Genomic DNA, 18,358 nt, shown 5'->3' on the forward strand with positions numbered 1-18,358 from the left:
CAACCGCAAATATTAAGTTTGAGTAATAGTACAAAATATCTAATGAAGGTCAATCCTAAGGATCTTAAGAAATTAGAAAAGATGGGCATAAAAACACAAAACATAGACGCATTAAGGGTAATAATTGAAACCAAAGATGAGACAATAGTTATCGAGTCACCGATGGTGACTAAGGCTAACGTAATGGGTCAGGAGGCCATAACTATAATCGGGGGAACTACAAAGATCGAAGCTAAGGCAGAACCGAAGCTGGAAATAAACGAGGAAGACGTAAGGTTCGTTATGGAACAGACCGGAAAGTCGGAAGAGCAGGTTAGAGAGGCTCTTAAGAAATCTAATGGTGACATAGCTAAAGCTATTTTAAGCTTGACTGAAGGGCAAGCTTCTTGAGCCCTTCAATTAAGTCTTCTTCTGTCCTTTTTGTGGACACAATCACGTTTATACCCTCCATGTTAGCTATGTATATTGAAAGGGGGTCCATCTTAAGCGGCCTGTGTAGGATGACTAGTCTAGGTCTCATAGGGGCTATCTTAAGCGCTATCATTGGAGATCTTCCGCTTGAAACTTTAGTAAATACTAAAATCTTATTCAATGTTATAGAGAGAAACTGATAAAATTCCATTCCACTGAGCGAGATAATGGTTTTTGGACTGTCGGTGACTACATATCCGTAGAACTGCGCGTTAGTTAGGTTAGCCATCACTGGTATCCCATCAACTGCCATTATCACTTCCTGAAAGGAAACAGGTCTAACGAAGTCCGACATGTCCATAATGAAGGGGAAGTTAAGTGAGAAGAGTTTACCTAGCTCGTTTACAATTTTGAAACCCCTTTTTGAGTCAGCCTCTATCAGGGCCTCTATGTATTTTCTAACCATTAGGCTTCCAGGTTGTCTCCTATTTCTTTCGTAATCGGCAATAACTGATTGGGATATCCTCAATATTCTAGATAGCTCAGATTGAGAAACTCCAAACGTCTCGCGCCACTTCCTCATCGCTAGCCCAGGGTTTCTGCTCCACACTATGTCTCCTGCAATTCTTTTAGCTACGCTTTCAACGATGTAGTCGGTTGCCATTGAAAGCATTTATAAATAATCATATTATAATTTAAGTTGACAAAGGGCCCGTAGTCTAGCTTGGATTAAGATGCGACGTTCGGGTCGTCGTGATCCCGGGTTCAAATCCCGGCGGGCCCATTGTTTGTTCTCACGAATTGAAACGCTGGTTTATATAATTAAATTTATTAATATTAAAGAATATCTTAATTTAGTTATCTATTTCTAGCTTTTATATTTTTATAAACTAATGTGTGAATTCTAGCGACACCTGTGTTCACGACGGTTCTCATGGCTTTAATTTATCACGTGAATACACTAATCTATTATAACAAGATAATGTAAATATTAACAATTATTATATATAAAAATATTATCGATATTTGTACTTATTAGTTTATACGAGAAGTTCATAGTGATTAACATGCAAGTTTCTTTGGGACGATTAATGATAGGGAACGAAGCCATAGCTTATGGAGCTTTGGCCTCAGGCGTCTCGGTGGCGGCAGGTTATCCTGGAACCCCATCAACGGAGATAATAGAAACGTTGTTGAGGTTTAAGGATATCTATGCTGAGTGGAGCTCGAATGAGAAGGTAGCTTTTGAGACTGCGTTCGGCGCGTCAATGATGGGCGCTAGGGCGCTCGTTACTATGAAACACGTTGGGATGAACGTGGCATCGGACTCTATAATGTCCTCTTCCTATAGCGGGGTTAATGGAGCTCTAGTAATAGTCTCGGCGTCAGATCCAGGAATGTGGTCCTCTCAAAGCGAACAGGACACCAGGCATTACGGTTTGATGGGTATGATACCTGTTATCGAGCCTCACGATCCTCAGTCGGCTCACGACCTTACGGTCGAAGCCTTCTCGTTGAGCCACAAGGTCGGGCATCCTGTAATACTCCTGACAAACACTAGGATAAGCCACGTTAGGGCACAGGTGAACCTTATCCCTTTTCAAAAACCTGTATATGGAAGTTTAACTAAGAACCCGTTCAAGTTCTCACTAGTTCCTGAGGTTTCAAGAAAGGATAGGGAGGAGCAGCTAAGGAGATGGGAAAGGATAAAGGGAGAGGTTAACCGCATGGTAGAATCTAAAGGAGAGGGCAAGGTAGCTATAGTAGGAGTTGGAATTTCCTTTGCATACGCAAAGGAGGTCGTTGAGAGTTTAGGCTTAGATAACGTTAAGCTCATCAAGGTCTCTTGTTCAGTTCCCTTACCCGAAAGGATAAAGGACATGTTAAATGACGTTGAGCAGGTCTTAGTGTTGGAGGAGTTAGATCCTATAGTTGAGACCCAGCTGAAGAGCTTAATAGTGGACGAAGGGATGTCCTTGAAGGTCAAAGGAAAGAGCCTTACAGGTTACACAGGTGAGATGACATATGAGAGAGCCTATGAAGCTATATCTAAGTTCCTAGGACTAGAGCCAGGGCTTAGGTTAAACGAATCCCCAGATCTGAACGTACCTTCAAGGCCTCCGGCTATGTGTCCCGGCTGTCCACACAGATCAAGTTTCTTCTTCCTAAAGAAGGGTCTAACCTTGGGTGGACTTAACAACGTTTTCTTTTCTGGAGACATCGGTTGCTACTCCCTTGGAGTCCTTCCTCCTTTCAATGAGCAAGACAGTCTGATCTCAATGGGTAGCAGTTTGGGTATAGCTAACGGAGTGTACAGGTCTACTAAGTCAATTCCTGTTGCGATAATTGGAGATTCAACGTTTTTCCACACGGGCCTCCCTGCTCTAGCTAACGCAGTATACAATAAATTACCAGTCCTTGTGTTAGTGTTGGATAATAGATCCACGGCTATGACCGGACAACAACCAAGTCCATCTACATCCATTGAAATAGAGTCCGCTGCTAAAGGGTTAGGAGTTAAGTACGTTGACGTTGGAGATCCTTTCGATCCAAGTTTCTCCAAGGTTGTGGCTAGAGCTGTTGAGTGGGTGAAGAAGAACTTGAGTCCTGCCGTTGTAGTAGCTAAAAGAGCTTGCGCGCTTGAGGTGTTGGATAAGGTGAAGCCTACGCAAGTTGCTGTCGTAGATAGCGAAAGGTGTACAGGATGCACCATATGTTACGACCACTTCACATGTCCAGCCATCTTGAAACTGGAGAACAAGAAAGCCGTGATAAATCAAAACGAGTGTATAGGTTGCGGAGCTTGCGTTCCTGTCTGTCCATATAAGGCAATCACGTTAGAAGGCGAAAAACCAGAGGGATGGGATGAGGCGTGGAGAAACTAAACATCTTGATAGCTGGAATAGGTGGACAGGGAGTGGTGACGACAGGGCGGATGATCGCTGAGGTCTTCAACCTTAAGGGGTACAAAGTGTTCGAGGCGGAGACGCACGGACTAGCACAAAGAGGAGGAGCCGTGAACGTGCACGTCAGGATAGGAGACGTGAATACTCCCCTTATTCCAATGGGTAAAGCGGATATACTCATATCGCTTGAGGCTACAGAGGCATTGAGGAACATACAGTTCCTTTCAAAGGAGGCCAAGATCTTCCTCAACACCTTTACAAAACCTGCTTCCTTACCTAATGTAAAAGCTGTTCAAGTTTCTGAAGTCGTTGAGAGGTTAAGGAATTGGCAAGTTTTTCAAGTGGATTGTGAGAAGATCCATGGAAAATGTAATAGTGTAATGCTAGGTTGCCTTTATCAGGCAAGCTTAAAGCAGTACGTAGAAGTTAAAGACTTCCTCAGCGTGATGAAAGACGAAACGAATAGAAACTCGTTCTTATCTGGGCTGAAGTACTTTAGCCAAGCGTATGAGCAAGAAGTTAGAGTTTAAGACCTTTCGGGCAATCAAAAAACGCTTTTATGTTAGCAAGCCTCATAATGATTTGGTTAGGAGGGTGTCCGGAAAGTGGTATACAGGTAAGGGAGATGCTGGGACTACTAACTTACCTTCTGTTGGAAAGGTTTGGAAGGACGATAGCGTCATTGAGGCTTTAGGTAACCTGGACGAGTTGAATTCTGTCCTAGGAGTTATAACTTCACTTTATCCTCCAATAAAGGAAGAAATCCAAAACTTACAGCGCGATATCTTTGAGATATCCTCAGAAATTGCGGGGTTTGAGATGGGATTTTCAAGGGAGAAGATAGAAAGGTTAGAGGAGAAGATTGAAATTTACGGTAGTCAATTAGAGACCCTAAAGAACTTCGTCCTACCGGGGGGACACGAAGCTTCATCCTTTCTTCATTTAGCTAGATCTATATGCAGAAGGACTGAAAGAAGTGTGGTGAGTCTACTAAAATTAAATTTAGCCCGTGATGTTCACGTTACCTATTTGAATAGGTTGTCAAGTTTACTTTTCGTATTAGCTCTCTACGTTAACAAGATGAGCGGAAACCCAGACGTGATATGGAAGGCAAAATAAATTACGTTGAGGTAAGTGATGGAATGACTATCAATACCTCAAAGTTCTCCTTTTCTAACTTTTTCAACTCCTTTATCAAGCTTTTCTTTTTTTCAAGCCTTATAATGAGGGGTTTCATCGTGTCCAGATCGGTTGTCTTTATGTACTCCACGAACTTGCACCGACTTAACGGGATTATGATTATGTCAGCAGAGCTCGACTTCAATATCAGGTTAATGTTCATTTTCTGTTCCATTGATGAGGCCTTCCTCCAATTGACTAACTTGACCATGAATAAGAGCTATGGGACGTTCCAAATATTAATATTGATCATTGTTTATCGTATACACATGCTAAAAGGTTACCAAAGGTGTTACTTAACCATCCCTTAATCTGATGTAGAAGACAGTTTAAATATAACAATAATGTTTTTTAGTTGACCTTTATTATACCTCAAGTGGGCCGGTAGCTCAGCCTGGAAGAGCGCTCGGCTTGCAACCAAGGGCAGGACACCGAGAGGTCCCCGGGTTCAAATCCCGGCCGGTCCACTCTTTGAGTTCAATCGTGAAGTTAGAACTTTACTGATGCTCATTAGAATGTCTGGATCATTTACCGCGTATGCGTTCGTTAGTAGCATTCTAAATCCCAAAATAGAACCTATCTTTGGTATAATACAATTTTAAGTTTATAAATATCTCTAAATATAAACAGGTTTGAAGCTAGAAACAAATCTGTACGTAAAAGTTCTAAATGACTATAGATTTATTTATTGTTGTAATGAAATGAGAGTGTGGGCCGGTAGCTCAGCCTGGAAGAGTGCCTGGTTCGCACCCAGGAGGTCCCGGGTTCAAATCCCGGCCGGTCCATTTAGTAATTATTTGGAATAATTTAAGTCTAGACTCTTTGAATATCTTAAAAATGATTATCTAGAGTGTAAAAATTATAACAGTTATCGATTGCCTATACTTTGACCACTTTTTATATACCACGCTACGTGGGCTTATCATTCCTTATAATTTGATATGTATTATTATTAATGTATATGTATAGAATATACATCATGTCCTTTACGGGGAAGATAAAGAAACATTCAGGAACACACCTTGAAAAGGTAAAATCTATATTTGAGAATGGACAAACAAGGCAGAAGATCTATCGCCACATAGGAAAGGAGATTGAAAGAAAGCCTGTTTAGAGAATTGCATCAAAATCCGTCAGAGTGGAGCTTTGGGTGGATCATACGTATGTACTAAAACGGGCGCACGTTAACTTTCGGTGACGTATGAACCTCGTGGAACGCTTCGTTATTATTTTCATTTCTTTCATTTCCATGGGAATGTTTTATCAATACAATATATAGGAACAAACAATTTACTTCTTTATTCAATTTTCCTTAGAATTCTGTGGTTAGAACTAACGATTAGCTTATTAGCATATACCATTTTTAAAATGGACGAGAAAAGATATCCGTTCTTATTAGGTCTATTTACTTTTGGAGGTCTATGGTTTATTATTAAGCATAGGAATGAGCAAGTATGGTTTACTAAGCGCAGAAAGAGCAAATCGACTAAGGCCCCTTAGTCAAAAAGTGTATAACTTGAATATAAGCCGTTTAATCCTTTTTTTATTTGATTTTATGCTTATTGGTAATACTTATATTGAAAACGATTTAAGCAATAAAAAGCAGGTTTTATTTCAATTTCTTGGACATTTTCCGTAACAAGAAAGTGTATGTAAAAAATTTATATATATAAGATATCAATATTATAATAAGGTGTTTTTCTATGAAGTACAGGCTGATTTACATAAGTATAGGTATAGCAATTATGGTTGTTGACACCGTGTTCGCTCTCAAATATCCACGAATCTTAATTTACAGTTTCTTTGGATCTTATATTGGATTCTTTATACCATTTGGGATAGGTCTATCAACTTTCCTGTATGGTGTCTTTAAAGCACGCGATTACGGAATAAACGCTGCAATTGGGATTTTGGGCTCTGGAGGATTTATGAGGGTCCTGAGACGAAACAGAATACTGAGACAAAACAGAATACAAGGAATCAGATTATGGAAAACTGACCATGATATTCTCTCTGAACTACCAGGTGCAGTAAAATCACCAGACGGAAAAACTGTAAAATACAGTAAACTGTTCATTGGCAAGCCCTATGGAACAACGAAATATTCCAGAAAACTTAACGAAGCCGCTAATAAATACCTAAATGGTGAATTGGATGATGAAGGCTTTTATAAGTACATCGGAAAGCACGGTTCAAAAGAGGAACAGATACTCGATTTCATTAAGAAATTCAAGAATGATTATAAATGAGGTGGTAAAACGGTTAGATTTCATCCAGTAAACCGGATAATGACAATCGGCACGTTCGTGTTTATCGGATCTTTGATAGTGCTGGCAATTGGTTCTATATTCCATACCAATGGATCAGTCTTAGCTTACTGTTTTCTGTTCGGAGGTCTTGCTTTCCTAGTCTCCTTAGTCTTGTTGACAATAGGCTTAATACTGGGGGCTAGAAGCGGAAAGTTGCAAAAGAGATTCAGTGATATTTTCCACAATGAGAAGAAATAAAATGTTCACGATGGAATTAAGGAAGCTTGCATTCAATTGCTAAATGAATAAATATAACATTCCTCTTGTCCTTCTTGTATCATTTACTACGCTGATACAAATATCTTTAAATTTTACATGAAGACCTTTTTCAGATTATCTGTATATATTTGACTTGGCATACGTTGTGTGAAACATTGCTAGCTTTGTCGCACTATCTATTTCTCCAAAGGGCTTGAGTATTAAGGACGAGATTGCAAGGGCAGTTTATATTGCTCATCATGTCGCAGAACTCTGAAATCAGTCATTCTTGACCATATGAACAGAGTTCTTGATTCTAGTGGGATTGAACGGGCGCATCATTCTCTACTTCGGAGTGCGATTTGAGTGGAACAGGGAGGGGATTTTTTGGCCGCAGGATGTCCTTAAGCTCAGTGCGAGACAATAGGGAGCTCTTGATCCTAGAATGAAATATAGCAATACGTGTATATGGGTTTGCAATTACTTTACCATGGTTGAAGGGAAAAAGCCCGTCGATATTACCATTGAGGTATCAAGCAAAACGTTCTCGATAATCGATCCGTCAATTCTGTGTGACATTTGTCAGGCTATAGTTAAGCAAATATGTGAAGAATTGGCAGATGAGATACCGTCGGATGAAATCTGTGCAGATATATGTGTTGCTGGGGCAGGCGACATCTGTTTGGTTTTTGTTGAAACAATAGTTGGTTATCTCATTTGTCTATCAATCTGTGCAGGTTTAAGCGCTGCTGCCATTGAGGTTGCCACGGATTATAGTTGTGGTTTAGGGGGCAGAACATTTATGCCAGAAATTAAATTGTTTGTTAAGCATGTTAGAATAGTTTTGGTGATAAAATGAAGATAAACTAGGTGAGCATGTTAGTCCTGTAAAGATCGGATTTTTCATTGCATTTGTAGTTGTACTTGCCTTTGAACTAATATCTGTGTTTATATTACATTCACATATACTTGCTTTCATTACCATTCCTTTGATTTTCATACTCTTCATCATAGCGCTCATTCTTCTATATAAAGATGTAAAAAGTGGAGCTTATCAGAGAAAGATGGAAAAACTCAGGCAGAACACAAAGGATAAATATAATAGGAAGTGAGAAGAACGATAGACTCTGAAAAAAATCCTTTTGAAAGCGGGTATTTATGCCCTTCTCATATATTCTCTTATTTCTATAGTATTGTATTTGACGCTCTACTACGGAAAAATAGGGAATTTTACAAACTTGCTGAATTCTGGTATAGATGTTTCACTTTTCATTCCGCTGTATGTAATAATTTTAGTATTGTGTTTCTCTTACATCGGGAGAATCGATAGAAATGATCAACATGGAAAAACTCTGTGAAAGCTTAAAAGACGGAAACCCATAAACTCAACTAATAACCTGGAATTTCCATATCAGGGATAAGAACCAGGTCTAAGGGTTCAAAATATTTTATTGTTTTATTATAGGCAACAGATACTTATTTTTAGTATTTCCTTAAAACTTTAATCAAATCCCGGCCGGTCCACTCAACTTATCAAAACACTTACAAAGTAACGTTTCTATCGTCACGTTTTTACGGGCAAAAGAACGAATATAAGAATCTTAATAGTTTCGTAGTTCTAAACAAGTTAATCTCTTAATACATCAAACCTAAATTGTGTTACTTCTTAAATGAGTTCCTCACTTTCTTTCGTTTTTTAAATCTTTCTGTAATTATTAATCTTGCTACAGCCCCTGCAACTAATAATCCACCAAGAGTGAGTAAATCGGTATAATTCAACTGTAAAGTCAGGATCTCAATTATGATCTCTCTAGACACAAAGGAGATCATAGCGTCGATGACATAAACTAGGCTCCTTCCCTTCCCCGTAAAGAAATCAAGCGCGCTTAGATAGATCTCTAAGAAAACGATAATTAAGAGAACGTTTTCTATAACGACGGAAGGGATTAATAAGGGGTCCGACTGCGCTGCGACTAAGATTTGAGTTATTGTACTAATTATTGTAGTGGCCAAACCTACGATCAAGAGAGCTTGGACTATTATCGACATCACTTTGAAGATTAAGGTGCTGCTGATTAGCTTCATTTCACACCCTAAGTTTAACAAAAGCTCAAAATATCTTTCGGTTATTGAACCTGAAGTAGCGAGATGTGCGAATCTTTACATTAAATCAACGTTTCAATTTTGCTTGCAATTAATGCGACTTCCTTTGGTACCTCAGCGTTCCAGAACCCATTGAAGGAAAGGTCTCTATAAAGAGGGATCTCCACTACCCCAAGAAAGGGTTTAACGTTTACTTTGAAATTTGTTTTTGTATTAATCATATTTATAATAAAATATTCTAAAACGGCTCTAGCGTTGTCGCTTACGTTATGAAGCAGAGTCACATAGATCTCTATCATCCTCTCTGTCGAGTTTATAACAAATTCCTGAGGGTTGCTTACAGCAATTATGTGAGTGGGTTCGTTTCGCTTCTCATAGAAAAGGATCATCTCATTTGAGACTTCATCGTCGTAAATATGTACTCCGTTGTCTATTATGAACACGTCCGTCTCCTCTAAAATGTCATCATAAACATTTCTCATCTTTTTGATATCTGAACTACGTGAAAACTGTGGGGAGGCAGATATTATCTTTAGATTCCCCTTTTCTGCCATGTAATCAGTGCCATCCATTAAGTTTCCTCTAATCCCATATACGTTACAAATTGTTCTAGATGAACTCAAGTCAAATATTGTAACAGAATACTTGTTTGACAGCAATCTGGCAAGATTATATGAAATCATTGACTTGCCTATCCCGCTCTTAGATCCGATTACTGACAACCTTATCATTTTTAAGGTATTTGGATTGCAAGACTTAATGAAACTTTCGAGGGACCTAAAATTGAGGTGGAGGTACTTATTTCGAGCTAACGAACTTTCCCTACTCTTACTAAAGCGGAAGAATGTTTTTGATAAATTATGTTAAAATGGTATATAATTATTTCTTTTATATATTTATTGATTATTATATTAATTAACCGGAAACTTACAACGTCCTTAATATATTGGTGATTCGAACAACTAGCTATGAAAATAGCAATTAACACCCAAACACCACCTATACGTTTTAATTTCTCCTATAGAGAACTGTTAGAAAGATATGGAGATCTATCTATACCGATCGATTTAGGAACGCTATCAGATCAAGACTACCAGGTTACAGTAGGCGGAGTTTCCAGGATGATGCTTTCATTGATAAGCCATGTGAACTTCTCTAAATCTAGATGGGTTGCGTTAGGTCCAGGTTATCCGCCTCAAGTCTATCTCTCTAATATTGAAATTCACTTTATTGATCTGCCTCCCCAGCTTCTTTCAAACTATACGAGGTTTAAGGAAGGGTTATACAACGAAGCGCACGGACTCTATAGATATAATTTAATCGGTCCTGAATACATAGCTTACGCCTCGTATAATTGGCTGAGCGCGAGTAAGCTTCTTGAATTTTATTCTGATACTGATGTATACTTGGTAAATGACTTTCAACAGTTGTTAGTTGGTGGAATAATAGGTCCGTCAGCCCCGGCAGTATTATGGTATCACATACCGTTCATACCAGAGAGATTAAGTGATAAGATACGGGAATTTTTGGTTAGATCGTTTGAGGGATTTGATATGATAATATCTAGCACTAGAAGAGACCTAGAAGGATTGGTTAGGTCAGGTGCAAAAGTGAGAGTGAAGCAGATTTATCCGTTTATAGACCCCTCACTTTACACGAAGGTCAGCAAGAGCGAGGTACGCAAAGTTTGTGATAAGTTCGAATTAAAGGACGACGATAAAGTGATCCTCCTTGTGGGTAGGATGGACCCAATCAAGAGCCAGGACATCGCTATAAAGGCTATTAAGAACACGGACATGAAATTAGTCATAGCCGGAAATGGGAGCTTCACAAGCAGGTCATTAGGACACGACAAGGCCAGCATCTGGGCTAGAAAGTTAAAAGACTTAGCTAGAGAACTAGGAGTGCAGGACAAGGTGGTTTTCACAGGTTATGTGACTGATACCGAACTTATGGCCCTTTATCTAAGGAGTGATGTAGTAACCCTCACCTCAAGAAGTGAGGGATTTGGGCTTACTATATGCGAAGCCTGGAACTACGAGAAACCAGTTGTTGTGAGCGAAGGTGCAGGTGTAAGTGAGCTCGTTATAGATGGAGTTAACGGATATACTTTCTCTCCAGATCATCCGGAACTAATGACTCAGGCTCTGCTGCTAGCATTAAAGGATCAAGAGAAACTGGGTCAGAGAGGTAAGGATACGTTGAGACAGTGTTCCGTATCTACCGCAGCTCAAAGAGTTAAGGAAGCGCTTGAGGAGGCTATGAAGGGTTACTCAAAGAAATCCTGACTCCATAGTAGAAGATCTTGTTTACCTATCGCTTTATATTTAAGATATGACAAGAATCAATTGAAATGTTTGAAAATATTCTCGTCCCTATAGACGGGTCTTCTCACTCATATAAGGCGCTGGAGTTAGCGATAGACTTAGCGAAAAGGTACGGAAGTGTAATATACGTTATAGAGGTAGTTGACGAAACGATTTTTTATGGTTCTGGAGTCCTCCCACCTTTAGAAGCTGTGAAATCGCTAGAGAAGAAAGCTAAGGAGGATGTGAGCAAAGCGTTGAAGGAGGTAGAGAAGTCTGGGATCAGGGCTACAGGTGAGACCTTAGAGGGAGATCCAGCAACGGTGATCCTGGATTATGTTAGTAAAAACCCTATTTCTCTGGTTGTTATAGGCAGTAGAGGTCTGTCTAAGCTTAAAAGAGTTCTGCTTGGAAGCGTCTCGAGCAGAGTTGTCCAGGAGGCAAAAGTACCTGTGCTTATAGTGAAATAGAAACTCGGTTAACTACAAATCTGAGGTTCAGATCTCAACAGCTTGACGTCCTGGTGGGTCCTCTAACACCTTTAAAACTCATTTTTAACTGCACGAAACTAATTGATTGAAATGTTGGATGAACTTCTAAAGATAGCTAATGAACTGAACAAGGGTAATCTGACCAAGGCAGTGCAGATGATACTTGATGTGAGTAAGGATGAGGACGATGAAAAGATATTGAGGATATCTTCTGAGCTCGAGAGGACCCTAAGGGAGCTCTCTAACGATTTAGCTTACGATGAGTATGATGAGAAGGAGCTAATTGAAATAGAGAGGGCAATGAATGAGCTAAGAAAGAGGAAACTAAGAATCCTCTCCATCTTAGCCTTGAGGAAATTAAGCAAAGATAATCTAATTATAGAAAATATTATCCAAAAGGATTTTATAACTCAAAAACCGCAAACTTACATGTGAGAAGCCGCGGCCGGGATTTGAACCCGGGGCCTCTGCCTGCCCGGTGAATTACCAGGGCAGCGCTCCAGCCAGGCTGAGCTACCGCGGCACACTTAAATGAAAAAGCGTAGTTCAAAAAATTAATCGTTTGCTTCATTGAGTTCAAGTGAACCGAATTTGAGGTGTGTCATTAAGGGCAATGATTAGTTGCGTTATCCAGTCCCTTGATTTTATTGTTTTAAGTAAGTTGATGGAGATCTACGACATAAGTGTGATAAGAAATATAGTGGAGGAGCTAATTTCAAGGCTACCTGAAGACTGTGCGGAAATAGCGCACGATCATTTTGAAGTAATGCTTGAAGATATTAGGAGAAAGGGTTTGGAGAAGACAATCCAAGATTGGTTCGGATTAGACCAGGATATAGTGTTAGTCAATCATTAAAGTTGTGGCCCTCCAATTTAAGTAAATTCTTTTTTATCTCCACTCCTCTAGAGTATCCTCCTATTCCGTTTTCAGCGACCACTCTATGGCATGGAATTATGATAAGAACCGGGTTTTTTGACAATGCCATACCAACGGCTCTAGGAGACGTTCCCACCTCCTCGGCAATGTCCTTATACGTCGCAGTTTCACCCCATTTCAATTTTCTCACCTGCTTAAACACTCTGGCCCTGAATGAGTTTTGCGGCATTCTGACCTTTACGTCATCGAATTCCACTCTATTACCTTGAAAGTAAACACTTAATTTCTGAAATAAGTTACTGAAGTCCTTGTTCTGTTTTAAACCGGGTTCAACACAATCGCAGAAGTCTAGCATTACTATTTCATCATTATCTGAAATTACAGTTAGTGGTCCGAAAGGGGTCATGAACGACCCATATTTTATCATCTTGACCCTCTAGCAATTAGGCTCTCGGTCTCTCTATTCCTTACCTCTAGGTTTATCTTTTCGATGAAATCCTTTAATGGCACCCCTTTAACCTCAACGTTCCCTCTAGATCTGATAGTCACTTTCTCCTCTAAAGCTTCCTTTCTCCCAACTATTACTAGGTAAGGAACTCCTTCATCGTAGGCTCTCTTAATTCTCTTCGAAAGCGTCTCGCCGCTAGGATCCAACTCCCCTCTTATTCCGTTTTCCCTAAGCATCACAAGTATCTTGTTTGCATACTCTTGGTTTTCTTCGCTTATAGGTAATATCCTCACTTGTACAGGTGATAACCAAGCTGGCAGTCTACCCCTAAAGTGTTCCAACAATATCGCTATCATCCTATCCAGGGAACCGTATATTGCACGATGTATCATGACAGGCCTTTTCTTACTTCCGTCTTCATCAACGTACTCTAGCTTAAACCTTTCAGGAAGATTGAAATCGACTTGAATGGTAGAGAGCTGCCACCATCTGTTCAGGCTATCTCTTATATCAAAATCGATCTTAGGACCGTAGAAGGCGCCTTCTTTTTCCTTTATTATGAACTGAGTACCAAGCTCCTTCAAAACGTTAAGAAGCGAATTAGTAGCCTTCTCCCATTGTTCATCGCTCCCTATGCTCTCGTCCGGTCTCGTGCTAAGGTTTATCCTAACGTCATCCCCTCTAAACCCAAATTTGTTTAGGACTTCGAGGGTCTTATTGATCAAAGTCTTAACTTCGTCTCTTATCTGGTCTTCCCTTAAGAATATGTGTCCGTCATCTTGAGTGAAACCCCTTGTCCTCAATAATCCGTAAAGTTCGCCTTTCTTCTCCCACCTGTAAACGTTACCGAACTCCGAGAACCTAAGCGGGAGGTCTCTGTAGCTCCTGACCCTCGACTTGTAAATTAATATATGAGCTGGGCAGTTCATCGGTTTTATGCCAAGTTCATCGTCGTCTTTGTTGAATATCAACATCTTATCTCTGTAAGTATCATAATGACCGCTTATCTTCCATAACACGGTTCTGAAAACGTGGGACGTGTATACCTCCTGATAGCCCATTGATGAGTTTATCTCTCTCATGTAACTAATCATTTCGTTCCTTATTAACTGACCTTTAGGATGAAAGAGAACTAAACCTGGGCCAGTCTCATCGTGAAAGCTGAATAAGTCCATCCTCTCTCCGATTATCCTGTGATCGGTCTCAGAAGCCTTCTCCAGCCACTGAAGATAATCTTGAAGCTGCTCATCCGTTTCGAACGCAACCCCCCTAACCCTAACCAATTGCGCTCTCTCAGAGGGATGGTGGACCGATACGTTAATGATCTTGAAGTACTTAGGTTCACCTGCTGGTACCACATCACCTTCGATGTTGATCTCTTTCCCGTTAGATACAACTTTACTTCCCCTAATTTCAAAGTTGTGTTCCTCCCATTTAGCGAACTTTTCAGCCTCCTGAAGGGTAAGGGAAAGATCTGATCTCACGTCCACGTAAAAGTCTCTCTCCCCTAAACCAACTTCAACTGGGTCTAGCCCAGACTTCGTCATGTTTAAAGCGATGATAATGGCTCCCTTCAACCAGAGAGGTCTATAGGACTCCATGTTAGCCTTAAATAGGGCAAACAGATAATAAAGTCTATATTTAAGAATGAGAAGTCTTCTCATCATAGCTAGTGGAGGGGGGCATAGCGGGTTCGCTAGAGCCATAGCAGAATACTTACCTTTTAAAGCGGATTTCGTTATTCCTAAAGGAGACGAGAACTCCAGGAAACTGTTAGAGCCGTACGCGGAAAGGATCTATGAGGTAAGTAAACCTAGAGAACCTAAGGGATCTAACGTCTCTGTTTTCCCTAGGTTGTTTAGCGCCCTGTCCGAATCCCTCTCAATACCTAGGTACAAAGTCACAATAGCGACCGGTTCGAATCACTCTCTAATACCTTCCTTGGTTCAAAAATCTAAGGGTTCCATAATATTCTCGATAGAGAGTCAGGACAGGATAATAACCAAGGGGAAGGCAGTATCGATTCTGTCTAGGTTCTCTAAGGGTGTGTTTCTCCACTGGAAGGAGCAGGCAAAACTGTACGAGAACGGCATTGTAGTGGGTCCGATACTTCAGAAAAGGAAATATGAACCCAGAGATGAGGGTTACATTTTAATAACGGCAGGTACTGAGGGGTTTAAGCCCCTTTTCGATAAGATAGTTAACGCTGGATTAAAAAACGCCATTATCCAAACGGGTAAGGTGAGTCCAGAATATTACCTCAAAAGGGGAGTAAAGGCCTTCAGCTTTGATCCTGATTTAGAGAGGTTGATAGCAAGCGCTTCAGTCGTTATTACCCATCAGGGAAAAACTGCTATGGAGTCCGCTGTGTTATATAGGAAGCCCACCATAATAGTGTTCAATAAATCCCTTACCAGGGCAGCCACCTATGAGGACGTCAAACTCTACTCTTCAATACTTGGCGCAACGTTCATTGGGGATCCGTCAACGTGGGGAAGTGAAGAGGTTTTAATTAACGCGATAGAGAAATCTAAGCAACCTGAAACGTACGAGCCTGGGACTGAGAAGTTAGTTAAGGTGATCGTTGATTACCTTACCTAATTTGATTCGCATTTTTCTTGAAAACGAAGAAACTATAAGGAAAGCTGGATGGGTAATAAGCGATCCGATGTCCTTCGAATGGTGGGACGGATTTGACTCCGCTGACAAGATAGTGATCTCAGCCTTTCTAGTTCAATTGACCAAGTGGGAGACGGTAAAGAACGTTATCCTCTCGATGGAGAGGAAAGGTCTCTCCAGCTTAGAGGAGATAGCTAAACTCGATATCTCCTCAGTTGAGAAAATGATTAAGCCAGTGAATTTCTATCGCACTAAGGCTAGGAGGATACTGAACTTCGCTAGGTTCGCTAAAGATATGGGTGGTTTGTCAAACGTCCTTAAGCTGGAGAAAAGAGAGGTACTCTTAAGCCAAGATGGGGTGGGAGAGGAAACCGCTGACTCGATTCTTCTTTTTGCGGGTCATCAGTTGGTTTTTCCGAACACCGACTACTCTAGGAGAGTAATCACTAGGGTTATCGGAAGGGAGCTGAAAAGGAGAGAGGTAGCCTCATTCGTTAAGCAAAACTTTAATGAAGACCTTTACGTGTATAAGGTTTTGCATGCTGGTTTGGGTGCAGTTGGAAAAACTTTTTGTTTACTAACTAAGCCTAAATGTGATAGATGCTTTCTTAAACAAGTGTGCGAATATAATTATAGATACTCATGAAGCTGTATGAGTATGAAGGGAAGAAGATTTTCTCCATAGTTGGTATTCCGATACCCAAAGGGCAAGTTGTCTATTCGCCGGTAAACGTACCTGGAAAAGTAGTAGTAAAGGCTCAATTGCTAGAAGGTGGTAGAGGTAAGAGGGGTTTAGTTAGGGTAACTGAAGACAGCTTCTCAACAATCTCTGACATGATGAAGGAGGGTATATCGACTTTTCTGATCGAGGAGTTCGTCTCACATGATAGAGAGATTTACATATCGGCTATGATGGATAGGGAGAGCGGAAACCCCATGATCATCATCTCGCCTAACGGTGGCATAAACATTGAGGAAAGTAAGGACGTCAGGACGTTCGTCATACCGTTGGATAGGACTTTAATGAGATATGATGTCGACGCCATGGAAAAATATGTCGGATATAGAGGATTAACTCCAATAGTTCAGGGGCTACTAAAACTTCTCCTAGAATATGATGCAGAGTTAGCCGAGATAAATCCTTTAGCTATAACAGAGAGGGGAGCGTTAGCTTTGGACTCTAAGGTGATACTAGATGACAATGCTCTATTTAGGCATGAGGAGTTACTTAATGAGCTGAGGAGAGAGAAGCCAGCTTCGGATTCCTACGTTGAATTGGATGGTGACATCGGTATAATTGGAAACGGCGCAGGACTAACCATGGCGACTATGGATCTAGTGAAGCTAATGGGTGGAAATCCAGCTGACTTTTTCGATGTGGGAGGCGGTGCGGATATGCAAAAGGTGGCCTTTGCTATAGAGAGAGTAGGTACCAATCCGAGAGTTAAAAAGATCGTAATCAACATATTTGGTGGAATAACTAGATGCGATGAGGTAGCTAAGGGTATATTAGACGGACATTCAAAGGTTAACAAACCAATCTACGTCAGGCTTACGGGAACTAAAGAGGATGAAGGTAAGGAGATTCTCACAAAGGCCGGGATCAAGGTATACGAAGACGCACTATCCGCAATAGGTGATGCATTACGCTAATAAATTCAAATACAAGGGTTCTAGTTCAGGGTATAACTGGTAAGGAAGGCAGTTTTCACGCTTCCATGATGATGAGGTACGGCACTAAAATTGTGGCTGGGGTAACGCCTGGCAAGGGAGGTTCAGACGTACTAGGAATACCAGTTTATGACACAGTAAAGGAGGCAACGAAGGAGCACGAGATAGACGCCTCGATAATATTTGTTCCAGCTAAGTTTGCCAGCGAAGCTGTATATGAGGCCGTGGATTCAGGTATAGGACTCGTCGTGGTGATAACTGAGCACATACCAGTGGTGGATGTAGCTAAGTTCGTAAGGTATGCGAAGTCGAGGGGGACAAGGATCGTCGGGCCTAACTGTCCTGGCCTTATAGTCCCAGGGGAATCTCTACTTGGAATACTACCGTCTAAGTACTTTAAAAAGGGAAACGTGGGAATAGTCTCAAGATCTGGGACCCTAACTTACGAGGTAGCTCACCTACTTAATGAGACAGGCCAGTCCACGGTCATCGGTATAGGTGGTGATCCAATAATCGGTACCTCTCTACAAGAGGTTGTCCAGGAATTTGAGGAGGATCAGCAAACCGATGCTATTGTCATTATAGGTGAGATAGGAGGGACCATGGAGGAAAAAGTGGCTCAATTAAAGAAAGAAGGAAAGTTAACTAAACCTATCGTGGCTTACATAGCTGGTTTAACCGCTCCCAAAGAGAAGAGGATGGGTCATGCAGGGGCAGTAGTGTACATGGGAATGGGTACGTTTGAGAGTAAGGTCGAAATGTTCAGAAAGGCTGACATACCAGTAGCTAAAACTCCTTACGAAATAAGAGATGTCTTGACCAAGATTTTAAGGAAGTAGT

Annotated in this window: 21 protein-coding genes and 4 tRNA genes; 18 read left to right on the top strand and 7 right to left on the bottom strand. The window is 40.8% G+C overall.

Annotation, left to right across the window (positions count from 1 at the left end; translation table 11 throughout):
- Window positions 1-42: 42 nt before the first annotated feature.
- Entirely contained in the window at window positions 43-390 is a 348-nt protein-coding gene (locus MCUP_RS03230; protein WP_013737234.1) for a nascent polypeptide-associated complex protein, read from the top strand.
- On the opposite strand, the gene MCUP_RS03235 is transcribed toward MCUP_RS03230, so the two are convergent.
- Window positions 356-1,075, bottom strand: coding sequence for a helix-turn-helix domain-containing protein (locus MCUP_RS03235; RefSeq protein ID WP_048057711.1), 720 nt, complete (start codon window positions 1,073-1,075; stop codon window positions 356-358). The two genes, MCUP_RS03230 and MCUP_RS03235, sit on opposite strands and share 35 nt — an antisense overlap.
- A 44-nt stretch (window positions 1,076-1,119) precedes the next feature.
- Here MCUP_RS03235 and MCUP_RS03240 point away from each other — a divergent pair.
- From MCUP_RS03240 to MCUP_RS03255, 4 genes are all read left to right on the top strand, one after another.
- Window positions 1,120-1,195, top strand: a tRNA-Pro gene (locus MCUP_RS03240).
- Between the two features lie 283 nt (window positions 1,196-1,478).
- The gene (locus tag MCUP_RS03245) at window positions 1,479-3,296 is read left to right on the top strand and encodes a thiamine pyrophosphate-dependent enzyme (RefSeq protein ID WP_013737236.1); all 1,818 of its coding nucleotides are present in this window, start codon (window positions 1,479-1,481) and stop codon (window positions 3,294-3,296) included.
- Window positions 3,284-3,847, top strand: coding sequence for a 2-oxoacid:acceptor oxidoreductase family protein (locus MCUP_RS03250; RefSeq protein WP_048057425.1), 564 nt, complete (start codon window positions 3,284-3,286; stop codon window positions 3,845-3,847). The genes MCUP_RS03245 and MCUP_RS03250 overlap by 13 nt, the downstream gene beginning before the upstream one ends.
- 64 nt (window positions 3,848-3,911) lie before the next feature.
- Window positions 3,912-4,436 (top strand): cob(I)yrinic acid a,c-diamide adenosyltransferase, encoded by a 525-nt coding sequence (locus MCUP_RS03255; RefSeq protein ID WP_013737238.1) that lies wholly within the window; start codon window positions 3,912-3,914, stop codon window positions 4,434-4,436.
- A gap of 1 nt (window position 4,437) precedes the next feature.
- Here the strand turns inward: MCUP_RS03255 and MCUP_RS03260 are convergent, their stop codons facing one another.
- Complete coding sequence (locus MCUP_RS03260) at window positions 4,438-4,707, bottom strand: hypothetical protein (protein ID WP_013737239.1); 270 nt, start codon at window positions 4,705-4,707, stop codon at window positions 4,438-4,440.
- A 167-nt stretch (window positions 4,708-4,874) separates the two neighbouring features.
- Between MCUP_RS03260 and MCUP_RS03265 the strand changes: the two genes are divergently transcribed.
- The 5 genes from MCUP_RS03265 (at window position 4,875) to MCUP_RS03290 (ending at window position 7,862) form a co-directional block, all read left to right on the top strand.
- Window positions 4,875-4,963, top strand: a tRNA-Ala gene (locus MCUP_RS03265).
- Window positions 4,964-5,207: 244 nt separating this feature from the next.
- Window positions 5,208-5,281: transfer RNA gene (locus tag MCUP_RS03270), tRNA-Ala, on the top strand.
- Between the two features lie 918 nt (window positions 5,282-6,199).
- Complete coding sequence (locus MCUP_RS03280; protein WP_013737241.1) at window positions 6,200-6,745, top strand: hypothetical protein; 546 nt, start codon at window positions 6,200-6,202, stop codon at window positions 6,743-6,745.
- Window positions 6,746-6,784: 39 nt separating this feature from the next.
- Window positions 6,785-7,003: a hypothetical protein gene (locus MCUP_RS03285; RefSeq protein ID WP_048057427.1), complete on the top strand. Its 219-nt coding sequence runs from the start codon at window positions 6,785-6,787 to the stop codon at window positions 7,001-7,003.
- A gap of 490 nt (window positions 7,004-7,493) precedes the next feature.
- Window positions 7,494-7,862 carry a halocin C8-like domain-containing protein gene (locus MCUP_RS03290; RefSeq protein ID WP_048057428.1) on the top strand — a complete coding sequence of 123 codons (369 nt, stop codon included), beginning with the start codon at window positions 7,494-7,496 and terminating at the stop codon, window positions 7,860-7,862.
- Window positions 7,863-8,662: 800 nt separating this feature from the next.
- Here MCUP_RS03290 and MCUP_RS03295 read toward each other — a convergent pair.
- Entirely contained in the window at window positions 8,663-9,088 is a 426-nt protein-coding gene (locus tag MCUP_RS03295; protein ID WP_048057429.1) for a phosphate-starvation-inducible PsiE family protein, read from the bottom strand.
- 80 nt (window positions 9,089-9,168) lie between these two features.
- On the bottom strand, window positions 9,169-9,837 hold the full coding sequence (locus MCUP_RS03300; protein ID WP_048057430.1) for a nucleotide-binding protein: 669 nt from the start codon (window positions 9,835-9,837) through the stop codon (window positions 9,169-9,171).
- 237 nt (window positions 9,838-10,074) lie between these two features.
- Between MCUP_RS03300 and MCUP_RS03305 the strand changes: the two genes are divergently transcribed.
- The 3 genes from MCUP_RS03305 to MCUP_RS03315 all read left to right on the top strand — a co-directional run bounded on the left by MCUP_RS03305 (window position 10,075) and on the right by MCUP_RS03315 (window position 12,338).
- The gene (locus MCUP_RS03305; protein WP_013737245.1) at window positions 10,075-11,394 is read left to right on the top strand and encodes a glycosyltransferase family 4 protein; all 1,320 of its coding nucleotides are present in this window, start codon (window positions 10,075-10,077) and stop codon (window positions 11,392-11,394) included.
- Between the two features lie 65 nt (window positions 11,395-11,459).
- Window positions 11,460-11,882 (top strand): universal stress protein, encoded by a 423-nt coding sequence (locus tag MCUP_RS03310; RefSeq protein WP_013737246.1) that lies wholly within the window; start codon window positions 11,460-11,462, stop codon window positions 11,880-11,882.
- A 111-nt stretch (window positions 11,883-11,993) separates the two neighbouring features.
- Window positions 11,994-12,338 (top strand): hypothetical protein, encoded by a 345-nt coding sequence (locus tag MCUP_RS03315; RefSeq protein ID WP_013737247.1) that lies wholly within the window; start codon window positions 11,994-11,996, stop codon window positions 12,336-12,338.
- 2 nt (window positions 12,339-12,340) lie between these two features.
- Here the strand turns inward: MCUP_RS03315 and MCUP_RS03320 are convergent.
- Window positions 12,341-12,426 (bottom strand) — tRNA-Thr (locus MCUP_RS03320).
- Between the two features lie 90 nt (window positions 12,427-12,516).
- On the opposite strand from MCUP_RS03320, the gene MCUP_RS03325 reads away from it, so the two are divergent.
- A complete protein-coding gene (locus tag MCUP_RS03325; RefSeq protein ID WP_237698018.1) occupies window positions 12,517-12,759 on the top strand; it encodes a hypothetical protein in 243 nt (80 codons plus the stop codon).
- Here the strand turns inward: MCUP_RS03325 and MCUP_RS03330 are convergent.
- Window positions 12,749-13,207 (bottom strand): methylated-DNA--[protein]-cysteine S-methyltransferase, encoded by a 459-nt coding sequence (locus MCUP_RS03330; protein WP_048057431.1) that lies wholly within the window; start codon window positions 13,205-13,207, stop codon window positions 12,749-12,751. The two genes, MCUP_RS03325 and MCUP_RS03330, sit on opposite strands and share 11 nt — an antisense overlap.
- Entirely contained in the window at window positions 13,204-14,829 is a 1,626-nt protein-coding gene (gene thrS, locus MCUP_RS03335) for a threonine--tRNA ligase (protein ID WP_048057432.1), read from the bottom strand. Before thrS ends, MCUP_RS03330 begins: the two co-directional genes overlap by 4 nt.
- Window positions 14,830-14,875: 46 nt before the next feature.
- Here thrS and MCUP_RS03340 point away from each other — a divergent pair, with 46 nt between their 5' ends.
- Genes MCUP_RS03340 through sucD form a run of 4 tightly spaced genes read left to right on the top strand, consistent with a single transcriptional unit; the run spans window position 14,876 to window position 18,357 of the window.
- Window positions 14,876-15,829 carry a UDP-N-acetylglucosamine--N-acetylmuramyl-(pentapeptide) pyrophosphoryl-undecaprenol N-acetylglucosamine transferase gene (locus MCUP_RS03340; protein ID WP_013737251.1) on the top strand — a complete coding sequence of 318 codons (954 nt, stop codon included), beginning with the start codon at window positions 14,876-14,878 and terminating at the stop codon, window positions 15,827-15,829.
- The gene (locus MCUP_RS03345) at window positions 15,813-16,493 is read left to right on the top strand and encodes an endonuclease III domain-containing protein (RefSeq protein WP_048057433.1); all 681 of its coding nucleotides are present in this window, start codon (window positions 15,813-15,815) and stop codon (window positions 16,491-16,493) included. The genes MCUP_RS03340 and MCUP_RS03345 overlap by 17 nt, the downstream gene beginning before the upstream one ends.
- The gene (locus tag MCUP_RS03350; RefSeq protein WP_013737253.1) at window positions 16,490-17,500 is read left to right on the top strand and encodes a succinate--CoA ligase subunit beta; all 1,011 of its coding nucleotides are present in this window, start codon (window positions 16,490-16,492) and stop codon (window positions 17,498-17,500) included. Before MCUP_RS03345 ends, MCUP_RS03350 begins: the two co-directional genes overlap by 4 nt.
- Window positions 17,500-18,357, top strand: a complete 858-nt coding sequence (gene sucD, locus MCUP_RS03355; RefSeq protein WP_083808564.1) for a succinate--CoA ligase subunit alpha — start codon at window positions 17,500-17,502, stop codon at window positions 18,355-18,357. The genes MCUP_RS03350 and sucD overlap by 1 nt, the downstream gene beginning before the upstream one ends.
- The last annotated feature ends 1 nt before the right edge of the window (window position 18,358 follow it).

It is taken from the genome of Metallosphaera cuprina Ar-4, from assembly GCF_000204925.1.
GTDB lineage: Archaea > Thermoproteota > Thermoprotei_A > Sulfolobales > Sulfolobaceae > Metallosphaera > Metallosphaera cuprina.